General features: G+C 52.2%; 19 protein-coding genes. 5 read left to right on the top strand and 14 right to left on the bottom strand.

Translation table 11 applies throughout. From position 1 onward, the window contains the following. Positions 1-12: 12 nt before the first annotated feature. Both speD and B3007_RS15280 read right to left on the bottom strand, forming a co-directional pair. A complete protein-coding gene (gene speD / locus B3007_RS15285; protein ID WP_068439016.1) occupies positions 13-804 on the bottom strand; it encodes an adenosylmethionine decarboxylase in 792 nt (263 codons plus the stop codon). 29 nt (positions 805-833) lie between these two features. Continuing rightward, positions 834-1,256 carry an OsmC family protein gene (locus B3007_RS15280; RefSeq protein WP_068439018.1) on the bottom strand — a complete coding sequence of 141 codons (423 nt, stop codon included), beginning with the start codon at positions 1,254-1,256 and terminating at the stop codon, positions 834-836. Positions 1,257-1,445: 189 nt separating this feature from the next. Between B3007_RS15280 and crp the strand changes: the two genes are divergently transcribed. Next, positions 1,446-2,084 carry a cAMP-activated global transcriptional regulator CRP gene (crp, locus tag B3007_RS15275; RefSeq protein WP_068439019.1) on the top strand — a complete coding sequence of 213 codons (639 nt, stop codon included), beginning with the start codon at positions 1,446-1,448 and terminating at the stop codon, positions 2,082-2,084. An 831-nt stretch (positions 2,085-2,915) separates the two neighbouring features. On the opposite strand, the gene trpC is transcribed toward crp, so the two are convergent. From trpC to B3007_RS15250, 5 genes are all read right to left on the bottom strand, one after another. Next, positions 2,916-3,716, bottom strand: coding sequence for an indole-3-glycerol phosphate synthase TrpC (gene trpC / locus B3007_RS15270; protein ID WP_076515393.1), 801 nt, complete (start codon positions 3,714-3,716; stop codon positions 2,916-2,918). A gap of 19 nt (positions 3,717-3,735) precedes the next feature. Then, positions 3,736-4,782: an anthranilate phosphoribosyltransferase gene (trpD, locus tag B3007_RS15265; RefSeq protein ID WP_068439263.1), complete on the bottom strand. Its 1,047-nt coding sequence runs from the start codon at positions 4,780-4,782 to the stop codon at positions 3,736-3,738. Positions 4,783-4,794: 12 nt separating this feature from the next. Further along, complete coding sequence (locus B3007_RS15260) at positions 4,795-5,388, bottom strand: aminodeoxychorismate/anthranilate synthase component II (RefSeq protein ID WP_068439262.1); 594 nt, start codon at positions 5,386-5,388, stop codon at positions 4,795-4,797. Positions 5,389-5,400: 12 nt separating this feature from the next. Next, positions 5,401-6,882 carry an anthranilate synthase component I gene (gene trpE / locus B3007_RS15255; protein ID WP_297531210.1) on the bottom strand — a complete coding sequence of 494 codons (1,482 nt, stop codon included), beginning with the start codon at positions 6,880-6,882 and terminating at the stop codon, positions 5,401-5,403. Positions 6,883-7,088: 206 nt separating this feature from the next. Beyond that, entirely contained in the window at positions 7,089-7,766 is a 678-nt protein-coding gene (locus B3007_RS15250; protein WP_068439257.1) for an HAD family hydrolase, read from the bottom strand. 219 nt (positions 7,767-7,985) lie between these two features. On the opposite strand from B3007_RS15250, the gene B3007_RS15245 reads away from it, so the two are divergent. Further along, positions 7,986-8,327 (top strand): HPF/RaiA family ribosome-associated protein, encoded by a 342-nt coding sequence (locus tag B3007_RS15245; protein WP_068438613.1) that lies wholly within the window; start codon positions 7,986-7,988, stop codon positions 8,325-8,327. A gap of 54 nt (positions 8,328-8,381) precedes the next feature. On the opposite strand, the gene B3007_RS15240 is transcribed toward B3007_RS15245, so the two are convergent. From B3007_RS15240 to bioB, 6 genes are all read right to left on the bottom strand, one after another. Then, complete coding sequence (locus B3007_RS15240; protein WP_068439156.1) at positions 8,382-8,975, bottom strand: TetR/AcrR family transcriptional regulator; 594 nt, start codon at positions 8,973-8,975, stop codon at positions 8,382-8,384. A gap of 155 nt (positions 8,976-9,130) precedes the next feature. Continuing rightward, entirely contained in the window at positions 9,131-10,921 is a 1,791-nt protein-coding gene (locus B3007_RS15235; protein ID WP_301378639.1) for an acyl-CoA dehydrogenase C-terminal domain-containing protein, read from the bottom strand. A 122-nt stretch (positions 10,922-11,043) separates the two neighbouring features. After that, complete coding sequence (locus tag B3007_RS15230; RefSeq protein WP_068439160.1) at positions 11,044-12,849, bottom strand: acyl-CoA dehydrogenase C-terminal domain-containing protein; 1,806 nt, start codon at positions 12,847-12,849, stop codon at positions 11,044-11,046. A 230-nt stretch (positions 12,850-13,079) separates the two neighbouring features. After that, positions 13,080-13,865: a putative metalloprotease CJM1_0395 family protein gene (locus tag B3007_RS15225; protein ID WP_068439162.1), complete on the bottom strand. Its 786-nt coding sequence runs from the start codon at positions 13,863-13,865 to the stop codon at positions 13,080-13,082. Between the two features lie 17 nt (positions 13,866-13,882). Continuing rightward, a complete protein-coding gene (locus tag B3007_RS15220) occupies positions 13,883-14,134 on the bottom strand; it encodes a flagellar basal body rod C-terminal domain-containing protein (RefSeq protein ID WP_068439164.1) in 252 nt (83 codons plus the stop codon). Between the two features lie 103 nt (positions 14,135-14,237). Beyond that, on the bottom strand, positions 14,238-15,290 hold the full coding sequence (gene bioB, locus B3007_RS15215) for a biotin synthase BioB (protein WP_139325806.1): 1,053 nt from the start codon (positions 15,288-15,290) through the stop codon (positions 14,238-14,240). A gap of 39 nt (positions 15,291-15,329) precedes the next feature. Between bioB and B3007_RS15210 the strand changes: the two genes are divergently transcribed. Genes B3007_RS15210 through B3007_RS15200 form a run of 3 tightly spaced genes read left to right on the top strand, consistent with a single transcriptional unit; the run spans position 15,330 to position 17,604 of the window. After that, positions 15,330-16,061 (top strand): ComF family protein, encoded by a 732-nt coding sequence (locus B3007_RS15210; RefSeq protein WP_297531196.1) that lies wholly within the window; start codon positions 15,330-15,332, stop codon positions 16,059-16,061. A gap of 54 nt (positions 16,062-16,115) precedes the next feature. Then, complete coding sequence (locus tag B3007_RS15205; RefSeq protein WP_297531194.1) at positions 16,116-17,090, top strand: serine/threonine protein kinase; 975 nt, start codon at positions 16,116-16,118, stop codon at positions 17,088-17,090. Between the two features lie 10 nt (positions 17,091-17,100). Continuing rightward, on the top strand, positions 17,101-17,604 hold the full coding sequence (locus B3007_RS15200) for an outer membrane beta-barrel protein (protein WP_076515418.1): 504 nt from the start codon (positions 17,101-17,103) through the stop codon (positions 17,602-17,604). A gap of 209 nt (positions 17,605-17,813) precedes the next feature. Here B3007_RS15200 and B3007_RS15195 read toward each other — a convergent pair whose 3' ends face one another. Next, positions 17,814-19,175, bottom strand: a complete 1,362-nt coding sequence (locus B3007_RS15195) for a DUF1329 domain-containing protein (protein WP_297531191.1) — start codon at positions 19,173-19,175, stop codon at positions 17,814-17,816. Between the last annotated feature and the right edge of the window lie 23 nt (positions 19,176-19,198).

Raw genomic sequence — 19,198 nt, 5'->3', positions numbered from 1 at the left:
ACAACCTCAAGGTTACGGCATATTTCTTGAGTAAAAGATTTCGAGCATTTCTTTACGCACCTTAGCCTCTACTTCAGCACGCTCTTCGGCGCTCATATTTTTGGAGCGCTCTCCAAACAGATAATTATCCAACTCAAAATCTTTCAGGATCATCTTGGTGTGGAAAAGATTCTCCTGATACACGTTAACATCAATCATCTCGTAGGCATTACGAGTGTCTTCGGTCATGTAGTTCTGAATCGAGTTGATGTCGTGATCGATGTAATGCTTCACACCGTCCTCGTCACGGGTAAAGCCACGGACGCGGTAGTCAACGGTCACTATGTCCGAATCCAGTGAGTGGATCAGATAGTTCAACGCCTTCAGCGGTGAAATAAGCCCACACGTAGACACATCAATGTCTGCCCGGAAAGTCGAAATACCGCCATGCGGGTGACTTTCAGGATAGGTATGCACGGTGACATGAGACTTATCCAGGTGAGCGACTACGGAGTCACGCAGAGGGCCTGGCTTCTCTTCAACCATATCCTCCGGTGGTGGTACCTCATGCTCAGCAATCAGCATGGTGACACTGGCACCCTCTGGCTCGTAGTCCTGACGCGCAATATTCAGAATATGAGCACCAATAATGTCGACAACTTCCGTCAGAATCTTGGTCAATCGGTCGGCACTATAGAGCTCATCGATGTACTCAATGTACTCAAGACGCTCTTTCTCTGTCTTGGTATAGCAGACATCATAGATGTTAAAGCTCAGCGTCTTCGTCAGATTGTTAAAGCCATGCAGGCGCAGCTTATTATTCAAATCGGTAACCTCAAATGCCTAGCCAGAATTTATTCAGCTTCGGCGACAGTATAGCTATGAGTAATTTCAACACCGCCTTGTTCCAGCATAATGGAAGCAGAACAGTATTTTTCGGCGGACAGCTTCACTGCCCGCTCCACAGCCGATTCCTTCAGGCTTCTCCCCGTCACAGTGAAGTGGACGTGGATTTTAGTAAATACAGCAGGAACGGCATCTGCGCGCTCAGCGTCGATATCGGCAACACAGTCCGTCACATCCAGACGCTGCTTACGCAGAATGCTCATGACGTCAAAACTCGTGCAACCACCCAGCCCCAGCAGCAACATCTCCATCGGGCGCACACCGAGGTTACGGCCGCCGTGATCTTCAGGCCCATCCATCACCACCGAGTGACCGCTGCCTGACTCCCCGAGAAACATAGCGTTATCGACCCATTTAACCCGCGTTTTCATCTGCGTTCACTCCGGCTGGTAAAAACGCGGAGCTTAACACAGACGGGCCAGACCGATAATATGACAGCGAGAAAAATCAATAAAAGCCTGAAAAACAAAGGCAAACGGCATAAATGGCCCCAATGCCGGGTTCAACTCACGCCGGCGATGCGTAATAATCAAAAGAGATTCGATTAAGGACAATAACAAATGATCATCCCTCGTATTCCATCAATGCACGCGCCGCTGGAACACTTCCTGACGCACTGTCATAAGAAGCGCTATCCGGCCCGGACCACCATCATCCATGCAGGTGAAGAAAGCGACACCCTGTATTACCTGATGAAAGGGTCTGTGAGCGTCACCATTGAGGACGACGAAGGCCGTGAGATGATCATGGCTTATCTCAACGAAGGCGACTTCTTTGGAGAAATGGGCCTGTTTGACGACGAAAACAGCCCGCGCACAGCGTGCGTCCGCGCCAAAACCCCCTGCGAAGTCGCTGAAATTTCATATGCCCGCTTCCGTGAACTGGCAGACTCCGATACTGAACTCGTATTCCGTATCTTCCGCCAGATGGCCGAGCGCCTGACCCGTACCACCCGCAAAGCTGGCGACCTCGCCTTCCTTGACGTAACCGGTCGTGTCGCAGGCACCCTGCTGGATCTTTGCAAACAGCCAGACGCCATGACCCACCCAGACGGCATGCAGATCAAAATCACCCGTCAGGAAATCGGCCGCATCGTTGGTTGTTCCCGCGAGATGGCGGGCCGCGTACTCAAATCTCTGGAAGAACAGGGGCTGATCAGTGTGTCTGGTAAAACCATTGTGGTGTTTGGTACTCGCTGAGTACCGCAGCTGCTGAAAGCGCCCGGTTTTGACCGGGCGTTTTTGTATGTGAGGTTTATAGCTGCCTTCGGCAGAGAGGTTCTTTTGGCTGCCGCCGGGTTCCATTGCCCTTGTTAGCAGTAGCTGCCTTCGGCAGAGAGGCGCTTTTGGCTGCCGCCAGGTTCCTATGCCCTTGTTGGGGGATTGCATCCCCCGGGCGGGCGGCCCATCCCCCTGCTTTCGCGCTTTCTGGGCCGTGAATCCGATATTTACTGGCTTTTCCGGCAACCGGCTCCGGCGGGCATCCATGCCCGTATGGAGCCTCGTTCGGCATCCTGCCTCACGTTGCCTGCAAAGCTGGCGTAAATCCCGGCGACCCCAGAGGCGCATTTGAATCCGCGAAACCGTGCTCTTCTCATGGTGCGCAATACCCCCCCCCTACCGTAGGGTGGGTACTACCCACCAAAAGGCCTACATAAATATTATTCAACCTCGCCGCGAAGCGCTGATGAAGCCCGGCTTGTGATGACCCCGCAGGATCGCAGATAACGATGGGTGCTAACCGGCAGGACGCCGGTTAAGCCTGCCCGCGGCCATGGATGGCCGCTGCAGGCGTGCCCCAATCGGTATCAAGAGACAAGGATTAGGGCATCGCGCCGGAAAAGGGGATCGGAAGGGGCCTGCCCCTTGCAGAAAAAACAAAGGCCCGGCGGCAGCCAAAAAAGCCTGTCCACCGAAGATGGCTATAAACTCTGAGGACCGAAAGAGACTTGCCCCTTGCAGAAAAAACAAAGGCCCGGCGGCAGCCAAAGAAGCCCACCCACCGAAGGTGGCTATAAACCGACCGTCAGGTCAGAAAAACAGCTTGGCGAGCTCCTCGCCCGGATCATCCGCCCGCATAAAGGCTTCACCAACCAGAAACGCATGAACATCCCGCTCACGCATGGCTGCAACGTCTTCTGGCCCAAGAATACCGCTCTCAGTAACCAGCAGGCGATCAGATGGTACTTTGTCCAGCAGGCCGAAGGTGGTTTCAAGTGTCAGGTCGAAGGTATGCAGGTTACGGTTGTTAATGCCAACCAGAGGTGTCTGCATAGTCAGCGCAGTTTCAAGCTCTTCGCCGTCGTGAACTTCAACCAGTACATCCATACCCAGTTCGTGGGCAATGCCTTCAAGGTCCTGAAGCTGCATTTTGCTCAGAGCAGAAACGATCAACAGCACGCAATCGGCATTAATCGCGCGAGCTTCGTAGATCTGGTAAGGGTCAACGAGAAAGTCTTTACGGATCACCGGCAAGCTGCAGGCTTTGCGTGCCGCCTTCAGGAAGTCTTCGTGGCCCTGAAAATAATCGCGGTCAGTCAGTACAGACAAACACGCAGCGCCGGCTTTCTCGTAGGATTCTGCGATTTCCTGCGGAATAAAGTTTTCGCGCAGTACGCCTTTCGATGGCGATGCTTTCTTGATCTCGGCGATCACTGCTGGCAGGCCAGCGTCGACTTTCGCCTTCATTGAGCGGTAAAAACCACGCAGTGCGTCTTTGTCCATATCGAGTGCCTGAGCTTTGAGCTCATTCAATGGAAGGTTCGCACTGCGCTGAGCCACTTCTACGGCTTTGGTATCGATGATTTTTTTCAGAATGGTCGGAGTATTCATAGCAATTCTTTCGTGCCGCTCAGCGGTCGTTGTCTTCCGCCAGCAGTCCGGAGAAGCTGACCAGTTCATTGAGTTTGCCCAGCGCAAGGCCAGAACAAATAGCATCATCTGCCATGGCGACGCCCTCTTTCAGGCTTGTCGCAAGACCAGCCACGTAGATCGCGGCGCCTGCATTTAATGCGAGCATATCTGCAGCACGTTGGCCTTCGGCTGTTTCACGCTTTCCTAAGGCATCCTTAATTAAGGTCAGGGACGCCTCAGCACTTTCAACGTCCAGTCCTTTTAGTGGCTGAGACTCAATACCGAGCTCATCTGGAGTAATAACAAACTCACGCAACTCGCCATTCTTTAATTCACAGGCGTATGTCTCAGTGGCCAGACTGATTTCATCAAGTCCGTCTTTTGAGTGCACGACTAATACATGACCACCGCCCATTCTCTGTAATACTTCGGCAACAGGGCGCACAAGCGCCTGTGAGAAAACACCAATGACCTGATTCGCAACACCCGCTGGGTTGGTCATTGGCCCAAGGATATTAAAAATGGTACGCATGCCCAGCGACTTTCTTGGGCCGATGGCGTGCTTCATTGCACTGTGGTGTGATGGCGCAAACATGAAGCCAACACCCAGCTCATCAATGCAACGCGCAACCTGCTCTGCAGTAAGCGTCAGGTTGACCCCTGCGGCTTCAAGCAGATCCGCACTGCCGGATTTTGAAGAAACCCCGCGGTTACCGTGTTTTGCAACTGTGCCACCAGCCGCCGCGACAACAAACGATGACGCCGTTGATACGTTAAAAAGGTTCGCACCATCACCGCCGGTACCCACGATATCAACCGCATTTTCAGCCTTAACAGAAACGCCCGTAGCCAGTTCGCGCATGACGGTAACAGCACCCACGATTTCATCGATACTTTCGCTTTTCATACGCAGCGCAACCAGAAAAGCACCGATCTGAGCATCGTCACACTGACCCGTCATAATCTGACGCATGACGTCGATCATTTCGTTAGTAGCCAGGTCCTGACGCTCAACAACGCGAGCCAGTGCCTCTTTAATTTCCATGAGTTTCTCCTGTCAGTCGCGGTTAAGCGTCGTTTTTAAAAAGTTATCTAATAATTCGTGCCCATGCTCCGTCAGAATAGATTCCGGATGAAACTGAACACCTTCGACGGCCAGCTCTTTATGTCGAACACCCATAATTTCTTCGATACTGCCGTCAGGATTCTGAGTCCATGCAGTTATTTCCAGGCAGTCCGGAAGATTCTGTTTATCTATCACCAGAGAATGGTAGCGGGTCGCTTTATAAGGGTTGGGTAACCCTGAAAAAACACCCTGACCCGCATGATAAACATCAGAGGTTTTGCCGTGCATAACTTGCCCGGCACGAATGATGTCACCGCCATAAACCTGGCCGATGCTCTGGTGCCCGAGGCAAATACCCAGCACTGGAATTTTTCCGGCAAAATAGCGGATCGCTTCCATAGATATGCCCGCTTCATTCGGCGTGCAGGGCCCCGGTGAAATAACCAGGCGCTCGGGTTTCAGCGCTTCGATTTCTTCGACGGTAATTTCATCATTGCGGAATACCTTTACTTCGGCTCCGAGTTCAGTGAAATACTGGACTACGTTGTAGGTAAAGGAGTCATAATTATCGATCATTACCAGCATGCTATTTCTCCTTTACTGATCCAGCCCTGCAGCCGCCATTGCGACTGCACGGAATACGGCACGGCCTTTGTTCATCGTCTCTTTCCATTCAAGTCGCGGCACAGAATCAGCAACAACACCGGCGCCAGCCTGAATGTTAAGGGTACCGTCTTTAATCACAGCCGTGCGGATAGCAATAGCGGTATCCATGTTGCCATTCCAGCTCAGATAGCCCACTGCTCCGCCATAAACACCGCGTTTGGTGGATTCGAATTCATCGATGATTTCCATTGCACGAATTTTCGGAGCACCGCTCAAGGTACCGGCAGGATGGGCTGCCCGTAACACATCCATTGCCGTAATGCCGTCTTTTACTTTACCAGTCACATTAGACACGATGTGCATGACATGACTGTAACGCTCAACGACCATCTGATCAGTGACTTTCACCTGACCGGATTTTGCAATTCGGCCCACATCATTGCGGCCTAAATCGATCAGCATCAGGTGTTCGGCAATTTCTTTCGGGTCAGCAAGAAGCTCATCTTCGAAGGCCTTGTCTTCTTCCTCGGTATAACCCCGCTTGCGCGTGCCAGCGATCGGGCGCACGGTCACTTCACCATCTTCAAGTCGGGCGAGAATTTCTGGTGAAGATCCCACTACATGAAAATCACCAAGGTTCAGGCAATACATATATGGCGATGGATTTAACGTACGCAGAGCCCGGTATACATCAACAGGGTTACCGTCAAAAGGAATGCGCATGCGCTGAGAAATCACGCACTGCATGATGTCGCCAGACAGTACGTATTCTTTAATCTGATCGACGGCATCCATGAATTTCTGCTCACCAAAACACGAGCGAAAATCCTCTTCGGTAATTTCCGTTGCCGTACGAAGCTGACCAACTTCGCCCTGATAAGGCGCACGCAGAGTTTCGCGCAGTTCACCCAGGCGCTGTTCGGCTTTTTCGAAAGCCTGCTCCACAGACGGGTCGGCCATCACAATCAGGTGCAGTTTGCCGCTGAGGTTGTCGAAAACGACGACCTCTTCGGAGACCATCAGGAGTATGTCCGGCGTACCGATTTCATCTTCAGGACAACTGTCTTTCAGTCGCGGTTCGATATAGCGGATCGTGTCGTAGCCAAAGTACCCCACCAGCCCACCGTCAAACTTCGGCAGGCCTTCCAGATCTGGCACCCGGAAGCGCCCCTGAAATTCCTCGATGAATGCCAGAGGATCATTAACCTCCTGCTCTTCAATGATTTCGCCGTCCCGCAGGTGCTGCACGGTGTAACCACTTACCCGGATGACTTCACGGGCTGGGAGGCCGATCATGGAGTAACGCCCCCATTTCTCGCCGCCCTGCACCGACTCGAATAAGTAGGTATATGGCTGATCAGCCAGCTTGAGATAAGTAGACAGAGGAGTATCAAGATCAGCCAGTACCTGGCGTGCGACCGGAATACGGTTATAGCCCTGTTCAGCCAGAGCAGCAAAAGATTGCGGAGTCATATAAAACCTTCAGATTGTTAAGCGCGTAAAAAATAAAAGACGTAAGAAGTTCTGGCGCTTAACACCATCGACGGGTCAGGTGCTGACCCTGTTGTTGTGGGCGGCTGTATTGGAAGAACACCGCTTGCTCCGGAGAATAATTGAGAGATACGGCTGAATATAACGGCTGGTCGCCGCAGGAGCAAGACCTCTCCTGAATTTGCGTACTATGAAACGGTCTCACGCCAATCCAGTACCGGCCAGCTACGCTCCTGTGCGACATCGGCAAGAATTTGAGTCGGATTCAGAACCACCGGAAACCCGACCTGCTCAAGCAATGGCAGGTCAGCATGGCTGTCAGAATAGAAGGCTGCCTGATCCAGGCCATAGCCCGAACCACTCAAAAAACGTCGCGCCATATCTACTTTGCCAATCCCGTAACACAAGGGTTTCTGCAGCCCCTTGATCTGAGTTTCGGCGACATCCAGACGATTGCTGATGACATCTCCAATGCCCAGCTCGCGGCCGTAAGCCTCTGCGACAACCTCATCAGCGCCGGTGATCATCACGATCCGGGTTCCCTGACGTTGATAGGCAAATAACAGAGAGGCCGCCTGCGGGTAAATATGAAGCTGGCCGCGCTCATTGAAGAAACGTTCGACAGACGACTGGTAATCGGCAAGGGTCATTCCGCGGGTGCGGGTACGATAGTAATTAGACAGGCGGGTATGAGTGACGCGGCCTTTTTTGTAGGCACGATACAAAGATAGCAATGCCTGAACGCCTTCGACCATAGCCCAGCGGTCGCGGCGGAAGCGCCAGCGAATCCACAAGCTGTTGGCGTCTTTATTTATCAGGCTGTCATCAAGGTCAAAGAATACGACCGGGACATCATAAACCTTCATTCTGTCCTCCTCTGACCTACAGACTACCACACGGCCGGGATGACCATAGTGTCCCGATTGTAAAGGCGCCATCACAGAGAGACTTCATAAATGTGACAAATTAAATTTTGCCACGTTTCGAGGATTGACCTGAATCACCACAGGCGTAGTGTAAATAGTCCATCCTTAATCAAGACGGAGCATTAAAGCGACGTCTCGCCACTGTGAAAAGGAGCGACTATGAAAGGTTTGGAAATTTCTTTCCGTGATATCGAGCACTCTGACGCTATTGAGTACCAGATCCGCGAAAAAGCCAGCAAGCTGGCATCCCGCTACGATGAAATTACAGGAATTCGAGCCGTTGTTGGCTTACCCCACAATCATAGCCACAAAGGGAATATAGCCCACATCTCCCTCGAGGTCGGACTGCCGGGTGAAACCGTCGCTATCACTCACGACCATCATGACAAGTCCGAACACGAAAATATGTATGTTGCACTGCGTGATGCCTTTGATAAAGCGCAGAGAAAAATCGGCAAGATTCACAATAAGCGCATCGATAACAAGCGCAGGATTCATTAATTCGCCAACTAAAAAGGGGCCTCACGGCCCCTTTTTGTTTCACCAGCCGTCCTTTTACAGCTTACCGCTAAGCAGTACCTGAAGCAGACCCGGCCGTGACAGGTCGGCATACAGAGATGCCAGTTCTTCCGGGCTTTCGTTAAAGTCTTCACGAATCCAGCGGACAATAACCGCAAATGACGCACCCGCCAGATAATCGATAACGTAGTGAATACGACTGTTGCTGGCAATATTGAGCTTGTGTGCCTCAATGTAGCGTTCGATAGTACGACCCACATAGGTTTTGAACTCGTTCAACAGGATCGCTTCGACATCTTCAGCCACCAAGAGCTTGGCTACTTCAGAGTGCAACTGCCATTGACGGAACATCAGCACCGCGATCTCAGGGTCGACGTTCGGAGAGCGGGTCAGAATCGGGTCAATCTGTTCAGCGAACTCAAGAAACATCTGCTCAATGTAATAACGCAGCAAATCGTCCTTCGAGCGGAAGTGCAGATAGAATGTCGGCCGGGCTACACCTGAGTGCTCACAGATGTTTGCTACCGATAGCTTCGAGTATGGTTTCTCTGCCATCAGCTTAAGCAATGTATTAACTAACAGGCGGCGAGATCGTTCTACCCGTTTATCCAGTTCCTTCGCAGCGGCCACAGCGCCCCCTACAGATTGGTGAGTTTTTCTTATAAATATACAGATTGGCGCAAGTGTACATGAACTTATCAATGGGAAGAAGATGGCCTGACACTTCGGGCACAAAAAAACCGCCCGAAGGCGGTTTCTTTACGCTCATACTGACAATGTCAGTATCAGGCAGTCTCGAACATTTCGTCGTCCAGACCATAAAGTGACTCAGCGCCACCCTTAACGGTTGCAGACAGACCAATGTAACGAGGCAGCAGACGCTTAACGTAGAAACGTGCAGTCTCCACTTTCGCCTTATAGAAGCTGTCGTCCTGCTTAGGCAGAGCAACAACCGCCATCTTCGCCCACATGTAAGCGTACGCCGCGTAGCCAAAGACGTGCAGGTATTCAACAGACGCCGCACCGATCTCGTTCGGATTGCTCTGAGCCTGATCGATAACCCACTGGGTCAGGTCAGACAGATTTTCCATCGCTGCCTTCAGAGGCTCGATGAACTCAGCCGCCGCTTCGTTACCTGCCTGAGAGGCAACGAAATCGTTAACGTCCTGCTCAAACACTTTATACAGAGAGCCATTAGTACCGACAATCTTACGACCCATCAGGTCAAGCGCCTGAATGCCGTTTGTACCTTCGTAGATCTGAGTGATACGCAGGTCACGAACGTGCTGCTCCTGACCCCACTCACGGATGAAGCCGTGACCACCGAAGATTTGCTGACCCGCAATCGCGCTCTCCAGAGCTACGTCTGTCATGAACGCTTTCGCAACTGGCGTCAGCAGAGCAACCATCTGCTCAGCGTGCTTCGCCTGATCTGCATTGTCGCTGTACTTAGAAGTATCCAGCCACGCACCTACGTAAGTAGAAAACGCACGCCCCGCTTCGTTGAAGGCACGCATGGTCATCAGCATGCGACGAACATCAGGGTGTACGATGATCGGGTCAGCGGCTTTGTCTTTTGCCACAGCACCAGTTGGAGCACGGCTCTGAATACGGTCACGAGCATACGCCACGGCGTTCTGGTAAGAGTTCTCGGCAACGCCCAGACCTTGGATACCCACACCCAGACGCTCATAGTTCATCATGGTGAACATGCACGCCAGACCTTTGTTTTCTTCGCCTACGAGCCAACCTTTCGCACCGTCGTAGTTCATTACACAGGTCGCCGAACCTTTAATACCCATCTTGTGCTCAATCGAACCACAAGAAGCAGCGTTACGCTCGCCCAGAGAACCATCTTCGTTCACCATGAACTTAGGTACCAGGAACAGAGAGATACCTTTAGGGCCAGCTGGAGCATCCGGCAGCTTCGCCAGCACGAGGTGGATGATGTTTTCCGCCATGTCGTGCTCACCCCAAGTGATAAAGATCTTGGTGCCAGTAATATCGTAAGAACCGTCAGCGTTTGGCTCAGCCTTGGTACGGATAATACCCAGGTCAGTACCGGCGTGAGGTTCGGTCAGGTCCATCGCACCAGACCATACGCCTGAGTACATGTTTGGCAGGTACTTCTCTTTCAGTTCCTGAGAACCGTGAGCGTTCAGAGACAGGCATGCGCCAGCAGTCAGCATAGGCGCCAGACCGAACGCCATGTTCGAGCCCTGAACCATCTCTTCAACCTGAGCAACCAGAGTTTTAGGCATGCCCATACCGCCAAAGTCAGGGTTACCACCCAGACCGTTCAGTCCCGCTTCAACGTAAGTCTGGTAGGCGTCTTTGAAGCCTGGAGCGGCAGTCACTTCACCGTTTTCCCAGGTAGATGAGTTCTCATCACCGTCACGGTTGATCGGTGCCAGAACCTGGCTTGCGATTTTCCCACACTCTTCCAGGATGGCTTCCGCGGTTTCCATGTCCACAGCACCCTGCAGACCAGCAAGGGATTCCCACATTGAACCCGCATCAAAAACTTCATTCAGAACAAAGCGCATATCGCGTAACGGAGCTTTATATTCTGGCATGACTCACCTCATTTATATTGGTACAGAACGCACATCCGGAGCGTTCAGAAATTCAATCAAAATAGCTTTATATATAACGCAGAAAAACCGCGCCGTGGCGCGGTTCTTCTTAGTCAGACACATCAGAACGCGAAGTGTTCAGCGTCCAGATCCATCATGCTGTCAGCGCCGGCAACCATGGCTGCAGCGTGACCTTTAGCGCGTGGCAGTACGCGTGCGAAGTAGAACTTAGCGGTCTGAATTTTCGCTTTATAGAAGTCTTCTTCACTGGTGCCAGCCGCCAGAGCGTCCTGAGCAACCTTAGCCATACGAGCCCACAGGAAAGCCAGAGTCGCGTAGCCAGAGTACATCAGGTAATCAACCGATGCAGCACCCACTTCTTCGCGGTTCTTCATAGCGGTCATACCGATCTTCATGGTCAGGTCGCCCCACTCTTTGTTCACTTCAGCCAGAGGCGCTGCGAACTGAGCCATCTGTTCGTCACCTTCAACAGACTGACAGAACTTGTGAACGATCTTAGTGAAGTTACGCAGAGACGCACCCTGAGTCATCAGTACTTTACGGCCCAGCAGGTCGAGTGCCTGAATGCCAGTAGTACCTTCATAGATACAAGCGATCTTAGTATCACGTACCAGCTGCTCCATACCCCACTCAGCGATGAAGCCGTGACCACCGAATACCTGAACACCCAGGTTAGTTGCTTCGTAGCCAGCTTCAGTCAGGAAAGCTTTCGCAATTGGAGTCAGGAAGCCCAGCAGTTCGTCTGCAGCTTTACGCTCTTCTTCGCTTTCCGCTTTCTTAACGATGTCGTTCTGCTGTGCCGCCAGATAAACCAGTGCACGGCCACCTTCTGCGAAACACTTCTGAGTCAGCAGCATGCGACGTACGTCTGGGTGAACGATGATTGGGTCAGCTGCTTTCTCAGGCGCTTTAGCACCAGTCAGAGAACGCATAGCCAGACGATCTTTCGCGTACGCCAGTGCGCCCTGGAAAGACGCTTCAGCCGCAGATGCACCCTGCAGAGCAGTACCGATACGGGCAGTGTTCATGAAGGTGAACATGCAGTTCAGACCTTTGTTTTCAGGTCCGATCAGCCAGCCTTTAGCACCGTCGAAGTTCATCACACAGGTCGCGTTGCCGTGGATACCCATTTTGTGTTCGATAGAACCACATACAACACCGTTGCGCTCGCCCGGAGTGCCATCTTCGTTTGGCAGGAACTTAGGAACGATGAACAGAGAGATACCCTTGGTACCTTCTGGAGCGCCTGGGAGACGAGCCAGTACAATGTGTACGATGTTCTCTGCCATGTCGTGTTCGCCAGCAGAGATAAAGATTTTAGAACCAGTGATGGCGTAAGAACCGTCAGCGTTTGCTTCCGCTTTGGTCTTCAGGATACCGAGGTCAGAACCACAGTGTGATTCGGTCAGACACATGGTACCAGTCCACTCACCTGACACCAGCTTGCTCAGGTAGGTGTGTTTCTGTTCTGGCGTACCGTGCAAGTCCAGAGTGTTCATCGCACCGTGAGACAGACCCGGGTACATGCCCCATGACCAGTTAGATGAACCCACCATCTCAGAGATAACAGTACCCAGAGATTCTGGCAGGCCCTGACCGCCATGGTCTTCTTCGTGCGCCAGTGAAGGCCAGCCGCCTTCAACGTACTTAGCGTAAGCTTCTTTAAAGCCAGTTGGCGTGGTTACGGAGCCGTCATCGTGGCGGGTACAACCTTCGATGTCACCAGTACGATTCAGAGGAGCCAGCTCCTGCTCACAGAATTTTGCACCTTCAGTCAGAATGGCGTCGATCATGTCAGGCGTTGCAACCTCAGCATAAGCTGGGATGTTTGCGTAATGACCTGGCATATCCAGCAGTTCGTTCATTACAAACTGAATGTCACGGAGGGGAGCTTTATACTCTGGCATAGGGATGACCTCGTTGCCGTTATTTGTTAGCGCAGCTAGGCTGCCTGATTATTTTCCCGCAGACCAAAAGCCTGGCAGGGCGCAATTTCGATCAGGATATACAATCCAGATTCAAACAAGTGTTTGAAACATACGTTCGCACAATGGAATTGTCAAGCCTGAGAGGGATGCAACATCGGGGATTGATCGCATAGAAATTGAAAAGAAAGGGTTATGACCGATTAAGCCAATCAGGCTTCTTCGTCGAAGAGAGTCCCGGAGGTTGGAAGGCTCGGAGAACTTATGCGCAGCAATGTTTCGTTGATCTGACGAAGTCTGGCGTTGTATTCAGCGAAGCGCTCAGCGACGGAGACGAAACCTTCGTCTTCGTCTTCATCGGAGCCTGACTGAGCCTGTCGCGCCGCTTCGATCTCTGCACGCATATCATCACGTTTCTGATCTCTTAGCTCAGCCTCTGCGCTCAGGTCTTCGCGTTGCTGCTGAGCAATATCGGCCTGAGCTTCGGCCATTTTCTGTGCCGCCATGGCAGCGACCTGACGGTCCTGAGCAGATGGTTCCGCAGGTGCCAGCGCTGCCCGCCGGACACGCGCCATCTTCTCGTAAGTCGCGGAGGGATCTCCCGGCACGTCCGAGACATCAATACTGACTTCCCCCGATACCGCATACCGCTGACCATCCGGGCCTTTCGTAAAGCTGTACGTCGGTGCGCTTGCCAGCTGCCCACCAATTGCCTGATGGGCTCTTTCATGGTTCCGAACTTCAATATCCCGGCTCTGTAGTTGCCGTACGAGGTCAGCATCCTCCTGCTGATTACGCATGTCAGCGTCAGGCTGGCGGACGGATGAAGAGGCGCCATCAAGGGTCTTCCCCGCTTCGGGAGCGGCATTTACCGGGGAGTCGGCACCGACGTCTGTCGTTGCATCAGTGCCTATGTTGGTATTTTGGGGGCTTCTCTCAGCCCGCGAAGAATAAGCGGGCTCAGGAGCGGTGAAGAGTACACCTGACGCTATCTGCATATAACGCCCTCAGGGGATTACGCCTGCGTATCGATAAGAGAACCCAGCTGACGGTCGGCTGCCTGCAGTACTTTCGCGTTTGCGTCAGTAGCCTGCTGACCCTGCTTCATGTCTGTCATCGCAGACGCAAGATCTCCGGTCCCCTCAACGGGACGCTCGGTTGTAGTTTCAACGACGGTCTGGGCAGCCTTGGCAACCTGCTCGGTTCCCTGACTGACACCATATGCTGCGGTGGCGAACGTCGAACCTGCTGTTGATCCTATATTCATAACGACCTCTACTGAACAAATGTTCCTGATCATTATTTAATCAAATCAAAAACAAAAACGCCATCCCGGACAGGATGGCGTTTAGACTGATTTCTTATATAAATCAGTGAGTTTGTGCTGACTGCTGAGAAGCGTCATAAAAAAGATCAGCATTCTGCTCAGGTTGCGCCAATATCTCGTCAAGCTCCTGTGGGGCCTTGGTAACCCGATGTTCTGAGTTGATTCCCAGTTTACGGAACAGATCCTGGTCCTTGTTAGCAGCCGGGTTAGGAGTCGTCAGTAAGCACTCACCATAGAAAATGGAATTAGCCCCAGCAAAGAAGCACATTGCCTGCATTTCTTCCGACATTTCCTCTCGCCCAGCACTCAGACGAACATGAGACGCTGGCATCATAATGCGGGCTGCTGCAATGGTGCGGATGAAATCCAGAGGATCAAGATCGCCCTGAGTCTCAAGCGGCGTGCCCGCCACTTTCACCAACTGGTTAATCGGTACTGAATCGGGATGTACCGGAAGATTAGCCAACTGAGCCAGAAGACCCGCACGGTCTTTATGGGACTCGCCCATCCCCAGAATGCCACCGGAGCATACTTTCATGCCGGCGTTACGCACATTGGCCAGAGTATTCAGGCGATCTGAATACGTGCGCGTCGTGATAATTTCACCATAAAACTCAGGCGACGTATCAAGATTGTGGTTGTAGTAATCGAGGCCCGCTTCAGCGAGGGCATCCGCCTTCTTATCATCCAGCATGCCGAGCGTCATGCAGGTTTCGAGGCCCAACTCTTTCACGCCCTTAACCATCGCGAGTACGTAAGGCATATCTTTGTCGCGCGGCGAACGCCACGCAGCGCCCATACAAAAACGATCCGAACCCGCAGCCTTAGCCGCCTTGGCCTTCTCAATAACCGCCTCAACTTCCATCAGGCGTTCACGCTCCAGTCCGGTGTCGTAGCGGGCACTCTGAGGGCAGTACGCACAATCTTCCGGGCATGCACCCGTCTTAATGGACAGTAAGGTACTTACCTGTACGGCGTTCGGGTCATGATACTCACGGTGCACGGTCTGAGCCTGAAAAAGCAGATCATTAAACGGCGTGTTCAGTAGCTGCTCGACTTCTTCAACAGTCCAGTCGTGGCGAACAGTGCTCATCATGGTACCCTCAGTTTGGTGTCAGTATCACGGATGATAAAGATGAGGCATAACTGGTCAACCCTGATGAAAATCCGGGGTAACCTCAGTACGTTTTTTGATCAACTCTTCGAGTGTGAGCTCTGCCTTGAGCCCGATGGCAGCAGTACAGGAATCTGCGAGGAGTGCCTGAACCGCTTACCCTACATGGGACTTGCCTGCCCGCAGTGCAGCGAAAGTGTTTCGACGGAGGGGTTGTGCGGTCGCTGCCAGCGAACGCCACCAGCGTACGACTACAGCTATTGCTCTCTCAGTTACGAACACCCGCTTCCTCACTGGCTGCATCGCTGTAAGGACAAACGCGATACCAGGCAAATCAGCCGGATGCAGACGCTCATGCTGATGGCACGTCCTGCCTTAGATGACCAGCCTGAAAACTACCCAGATATGGTTACCTGCATACCCACCAGCCACCGACGACGACTCTGGCGCGGTTTTAACCTGAGTGAAGAATTGGCCCGCGCAGTCGCCCATGATCTCGGCCTGCCATTCCATCGTCTTCTGAAGAAAACGAAACACCAAGAGCAACGTGGACGTTCCGCCAGACAGCGAGCCAGTAGTCAAACCGATATGCGCGTAGAAACCAATCTCAACCTTGCTGGCAAACACATTCTTATCGTTGATGATGTCATGACTACCGGCAGCACGCTTCACACCGCTGCAGCACTTCTGAAAGAATCCAATGCGCAGAAGGTCGGCGCCTGGTGTTTTGCCAGAACACCGAAAACCCGATAAACCCAGCTCACCTTCAGGCATAATGTCCACCACACTCATGTTCCGGATTCCGCTATGCACGCCTACGCCGATTTAAGCCACGACCTGGTCATGGACGCAATTGAATCGCTCGGATACCTCTGCGATGCCCGCGTAATGGCATTAAACAGCTATGAAAACCGTGTATTTCAGGTAGGCATTGAAGATGAACAACCTTTAATCGCCAAGTTCTATCGCCCGACTCGCTGGACTGATGAGAGCATCCGTGAGGAGCACCAGTTTCTGCTTTCGCTGGCCACAGAAGATGTGCCCGTCATTGCTCCGATAGAGATAAATAACGAAACTTTATTCACCTATGGCGGTTTCCGTTTTGCACTTTTTCCTCGCCGCGGTGGTCACGCTCCCGAACTGAGTAATGACGACGACCTGGAACTGATTGGGCGCTGGCTTGCTCGCCTGCATAACATTGGTGAGACCACACCGTTTATTCACCGGCCGCATATCAATGGCAGTGAAGATATTTCCGCAGCAGCAGATACCGTACTTGCCAGCGGTTTAATGCCTGAGGATTATCATGCGGCGTACACGTCACTCATCAGAGACATCTGCGCACATACAGATCAGATCAAGCTGTCGAATCATTCACAGATTCGTCTGCATGGTGACATGCACACGGGCAATCTGATTATCCGGGACGAGAACCTCTACCTCGTCGACTTCGATGACTGCGCTCAGGGTCCTGCAATGCAGGATATCTGGATGTTACTCAGTGGCAGCCGAGAGGAACATCGCCAACAAATCATGGTCATAGCAGAAGGCTACAGCATGTTTCGCAGATTTCCTGCAGAGGAACTCCCTCTGATAGAGACCCTGTGTACACGACGAATTGTTCGACATGCCGCCTGGCTGAGCCAGCGCTGGGACGACCCGGCATTTCCGGTGGCATTCCCGTGGTTTGCATCACACCGCTACTGGTCAGAACATTTACTGGCACTGCGTGAGCAACTGTCCGCACTGCAAGAAGAACCACTGGCATTACCTGTATTTTAAAGAGGATGTTATGAAAAAGTACCTGATCGCTACCGCCATTTCTGCCGCAACTATTACGACCGTTTCTGCGGAGGAAAATAACCTGCGTAATGCGCTTTATCTCGGCGGTGCCGTTAATCACAACGTCATTGATTCACCGTTCGGCGGCGACGAGTTGGACGCCAATGGCTACTCGCTGTTTGGGGGGTATAAGTTCGACAACTCGGTTGCCGACCTGATGACAGCAGTTGAGTTTGGATACAGTGACACGGGCGATTTTTACAACAGCAATGGTAACGGTGACGAGGATATCAATGGTGTCTGGGTCGCTGCGGTTGCAGAAAAGTACCTGCCGGAAATTGACCCACGCTTAAGCGTTATTGGTCGCGGTGGCCTGGACCTGGGTGACGACGACGGTATTTTTCTCGGCGCAGGTGCCGGATTTAAAGTAAACGAACAGGTCGGGCTTCGCGCAGAATTTATTAATAAAGATGCATCCTCTGTTTATCAGGTTGGCGCCTTGTTTCATTTCTAAGTTCATTACCTGACTAGTAATCTGATCCTGACTAATGACCTGATTAATAATCTGAGTCAGGATAAATAAAAATGCCCGGCCTGAAATACAACTCAGTGCCGGGCATTTTTATGCATAAAGTGGATTAAAAAAGCTCCCCACCCTAAATGGATGAGGAGCTCTCTTAGATCAGGGAGATAAACCTCCCCATCAGGTTCGCAGTCAGAGTATCAGCGAACACCGCCACGGCGCAGGGCCGCTGGAGTGTAGTCAGAATAAGTACGCTCAAATTCGTACTGGTAACCTGACTCTTCTTCGTTATCCAGACCCAGAGCCAGGTAGCGTCCTGAGTTCAGGTCGTACAGTGTCTCGATGGCATACCAAGGCACTTTACGGTCGAAGTAGAACATGTTGTGTGATTCAGCCACACGCCACAGTTCGCCACGGCCGTCGTAATGATCGATCTCAGTCGCCTGCCAGGTATCTTCATCGATGTAGAAAACACGCTTAGCGTATACATGACGCTGACCATCTTTCAGAGTCGCTGTTACTTTCCACACACGGTGCAGTTCGTAACGAGTCAGATCCTGATTAATGTGACCAGCTTTGACGATGTCGTCATACTTCAGGCTGGTGTCTTTCAGCTGATATGAGTTGTACGGAATGTACACTTCCTGCTTACCTTCTAACTTCCACTCGTAGCGGTCCGGAGAGCCGTTGAACATATCGAAGTTATCTGCAGTACGCAGACCGTCAGACGCGGTACCTGGGCCGTCGTAAGCAACCTGCGGCGCACGACGTACACGACGCTGACCAGCGTTATATACCCATGCCTTACGTGGCTCTTTTACCTGGTCCAGTGTTTCGTGAACCAAAAGAACGTTACCCGCCAGACGCGCTGGAGACAGAACATCCTGCTTAAAGTAAAAGAGAACGTTGTCATCTTTATCCGCCTGGAAATCGACCAGGTTATTACGGAAGGTGAACTCGTCTTTAAAACGAACGACGGTGTAATCACCGTTCACCTGCGGCGTCACCTGACCGATGATACGGCTGACCGAACCACCGCGATATCGCGTAATGTGGTTCCAGATCACTTCAACACCTGTCTGCGGGAATGGGAAAGGCACGCCGAACGTGAAGTTCGCGATACCATTACCGTCATTCAGCAGAGAGGTGTTCACTGCGTTCTTCTTAGTCTCGTCGTAGACGTCCTGAGGGTAAGCCGCTGAACGCACAGTTTTGTACACGGGCATACGGTAGGTATCAGGATACTTCTCGAACATCGCTTTCTGACCGTCGGTCAGATTTGCGGCGTAGTCTTTGTAGTTCTCTGCGGTGATCACGAACTCCGGCTTGTCTCCCGCAAATGGGTTACCAAGACGACCATTCTTATCAACGCTGGCTGCGTCTGTTGCCAGACCGCCCGTCCATGCAGGGATATTACCCTGAGCTTCTTTCACTGCGCCCACTGGAGTCAGTTCTGTACCCAGCTTGGCAGCCTGATCAGCGCTCACACCTGCGTGTGCAGAACCCACCAGCATGGAGAGGGCCGCAGCCGCTCCCCAGGTTTTAAATTGTTTCTTCAACATATTCGGAACCTCTGTGTAACTTG

It is taken from the genome of Thalassolituus sp. UBA675 (assembly GCF_002297765.1).
Classification (GTDB): domain Bacteria; phylum Pseudomonadota; class Gammaproteobacteria; order Pseudomonadales; family Oceanobacteraceae; genus Thalassolituus.
Note: the sequence above shows the minus strand (reverse complement) of the source record. Positions and strands in the feature narration are given on the sequence as shown.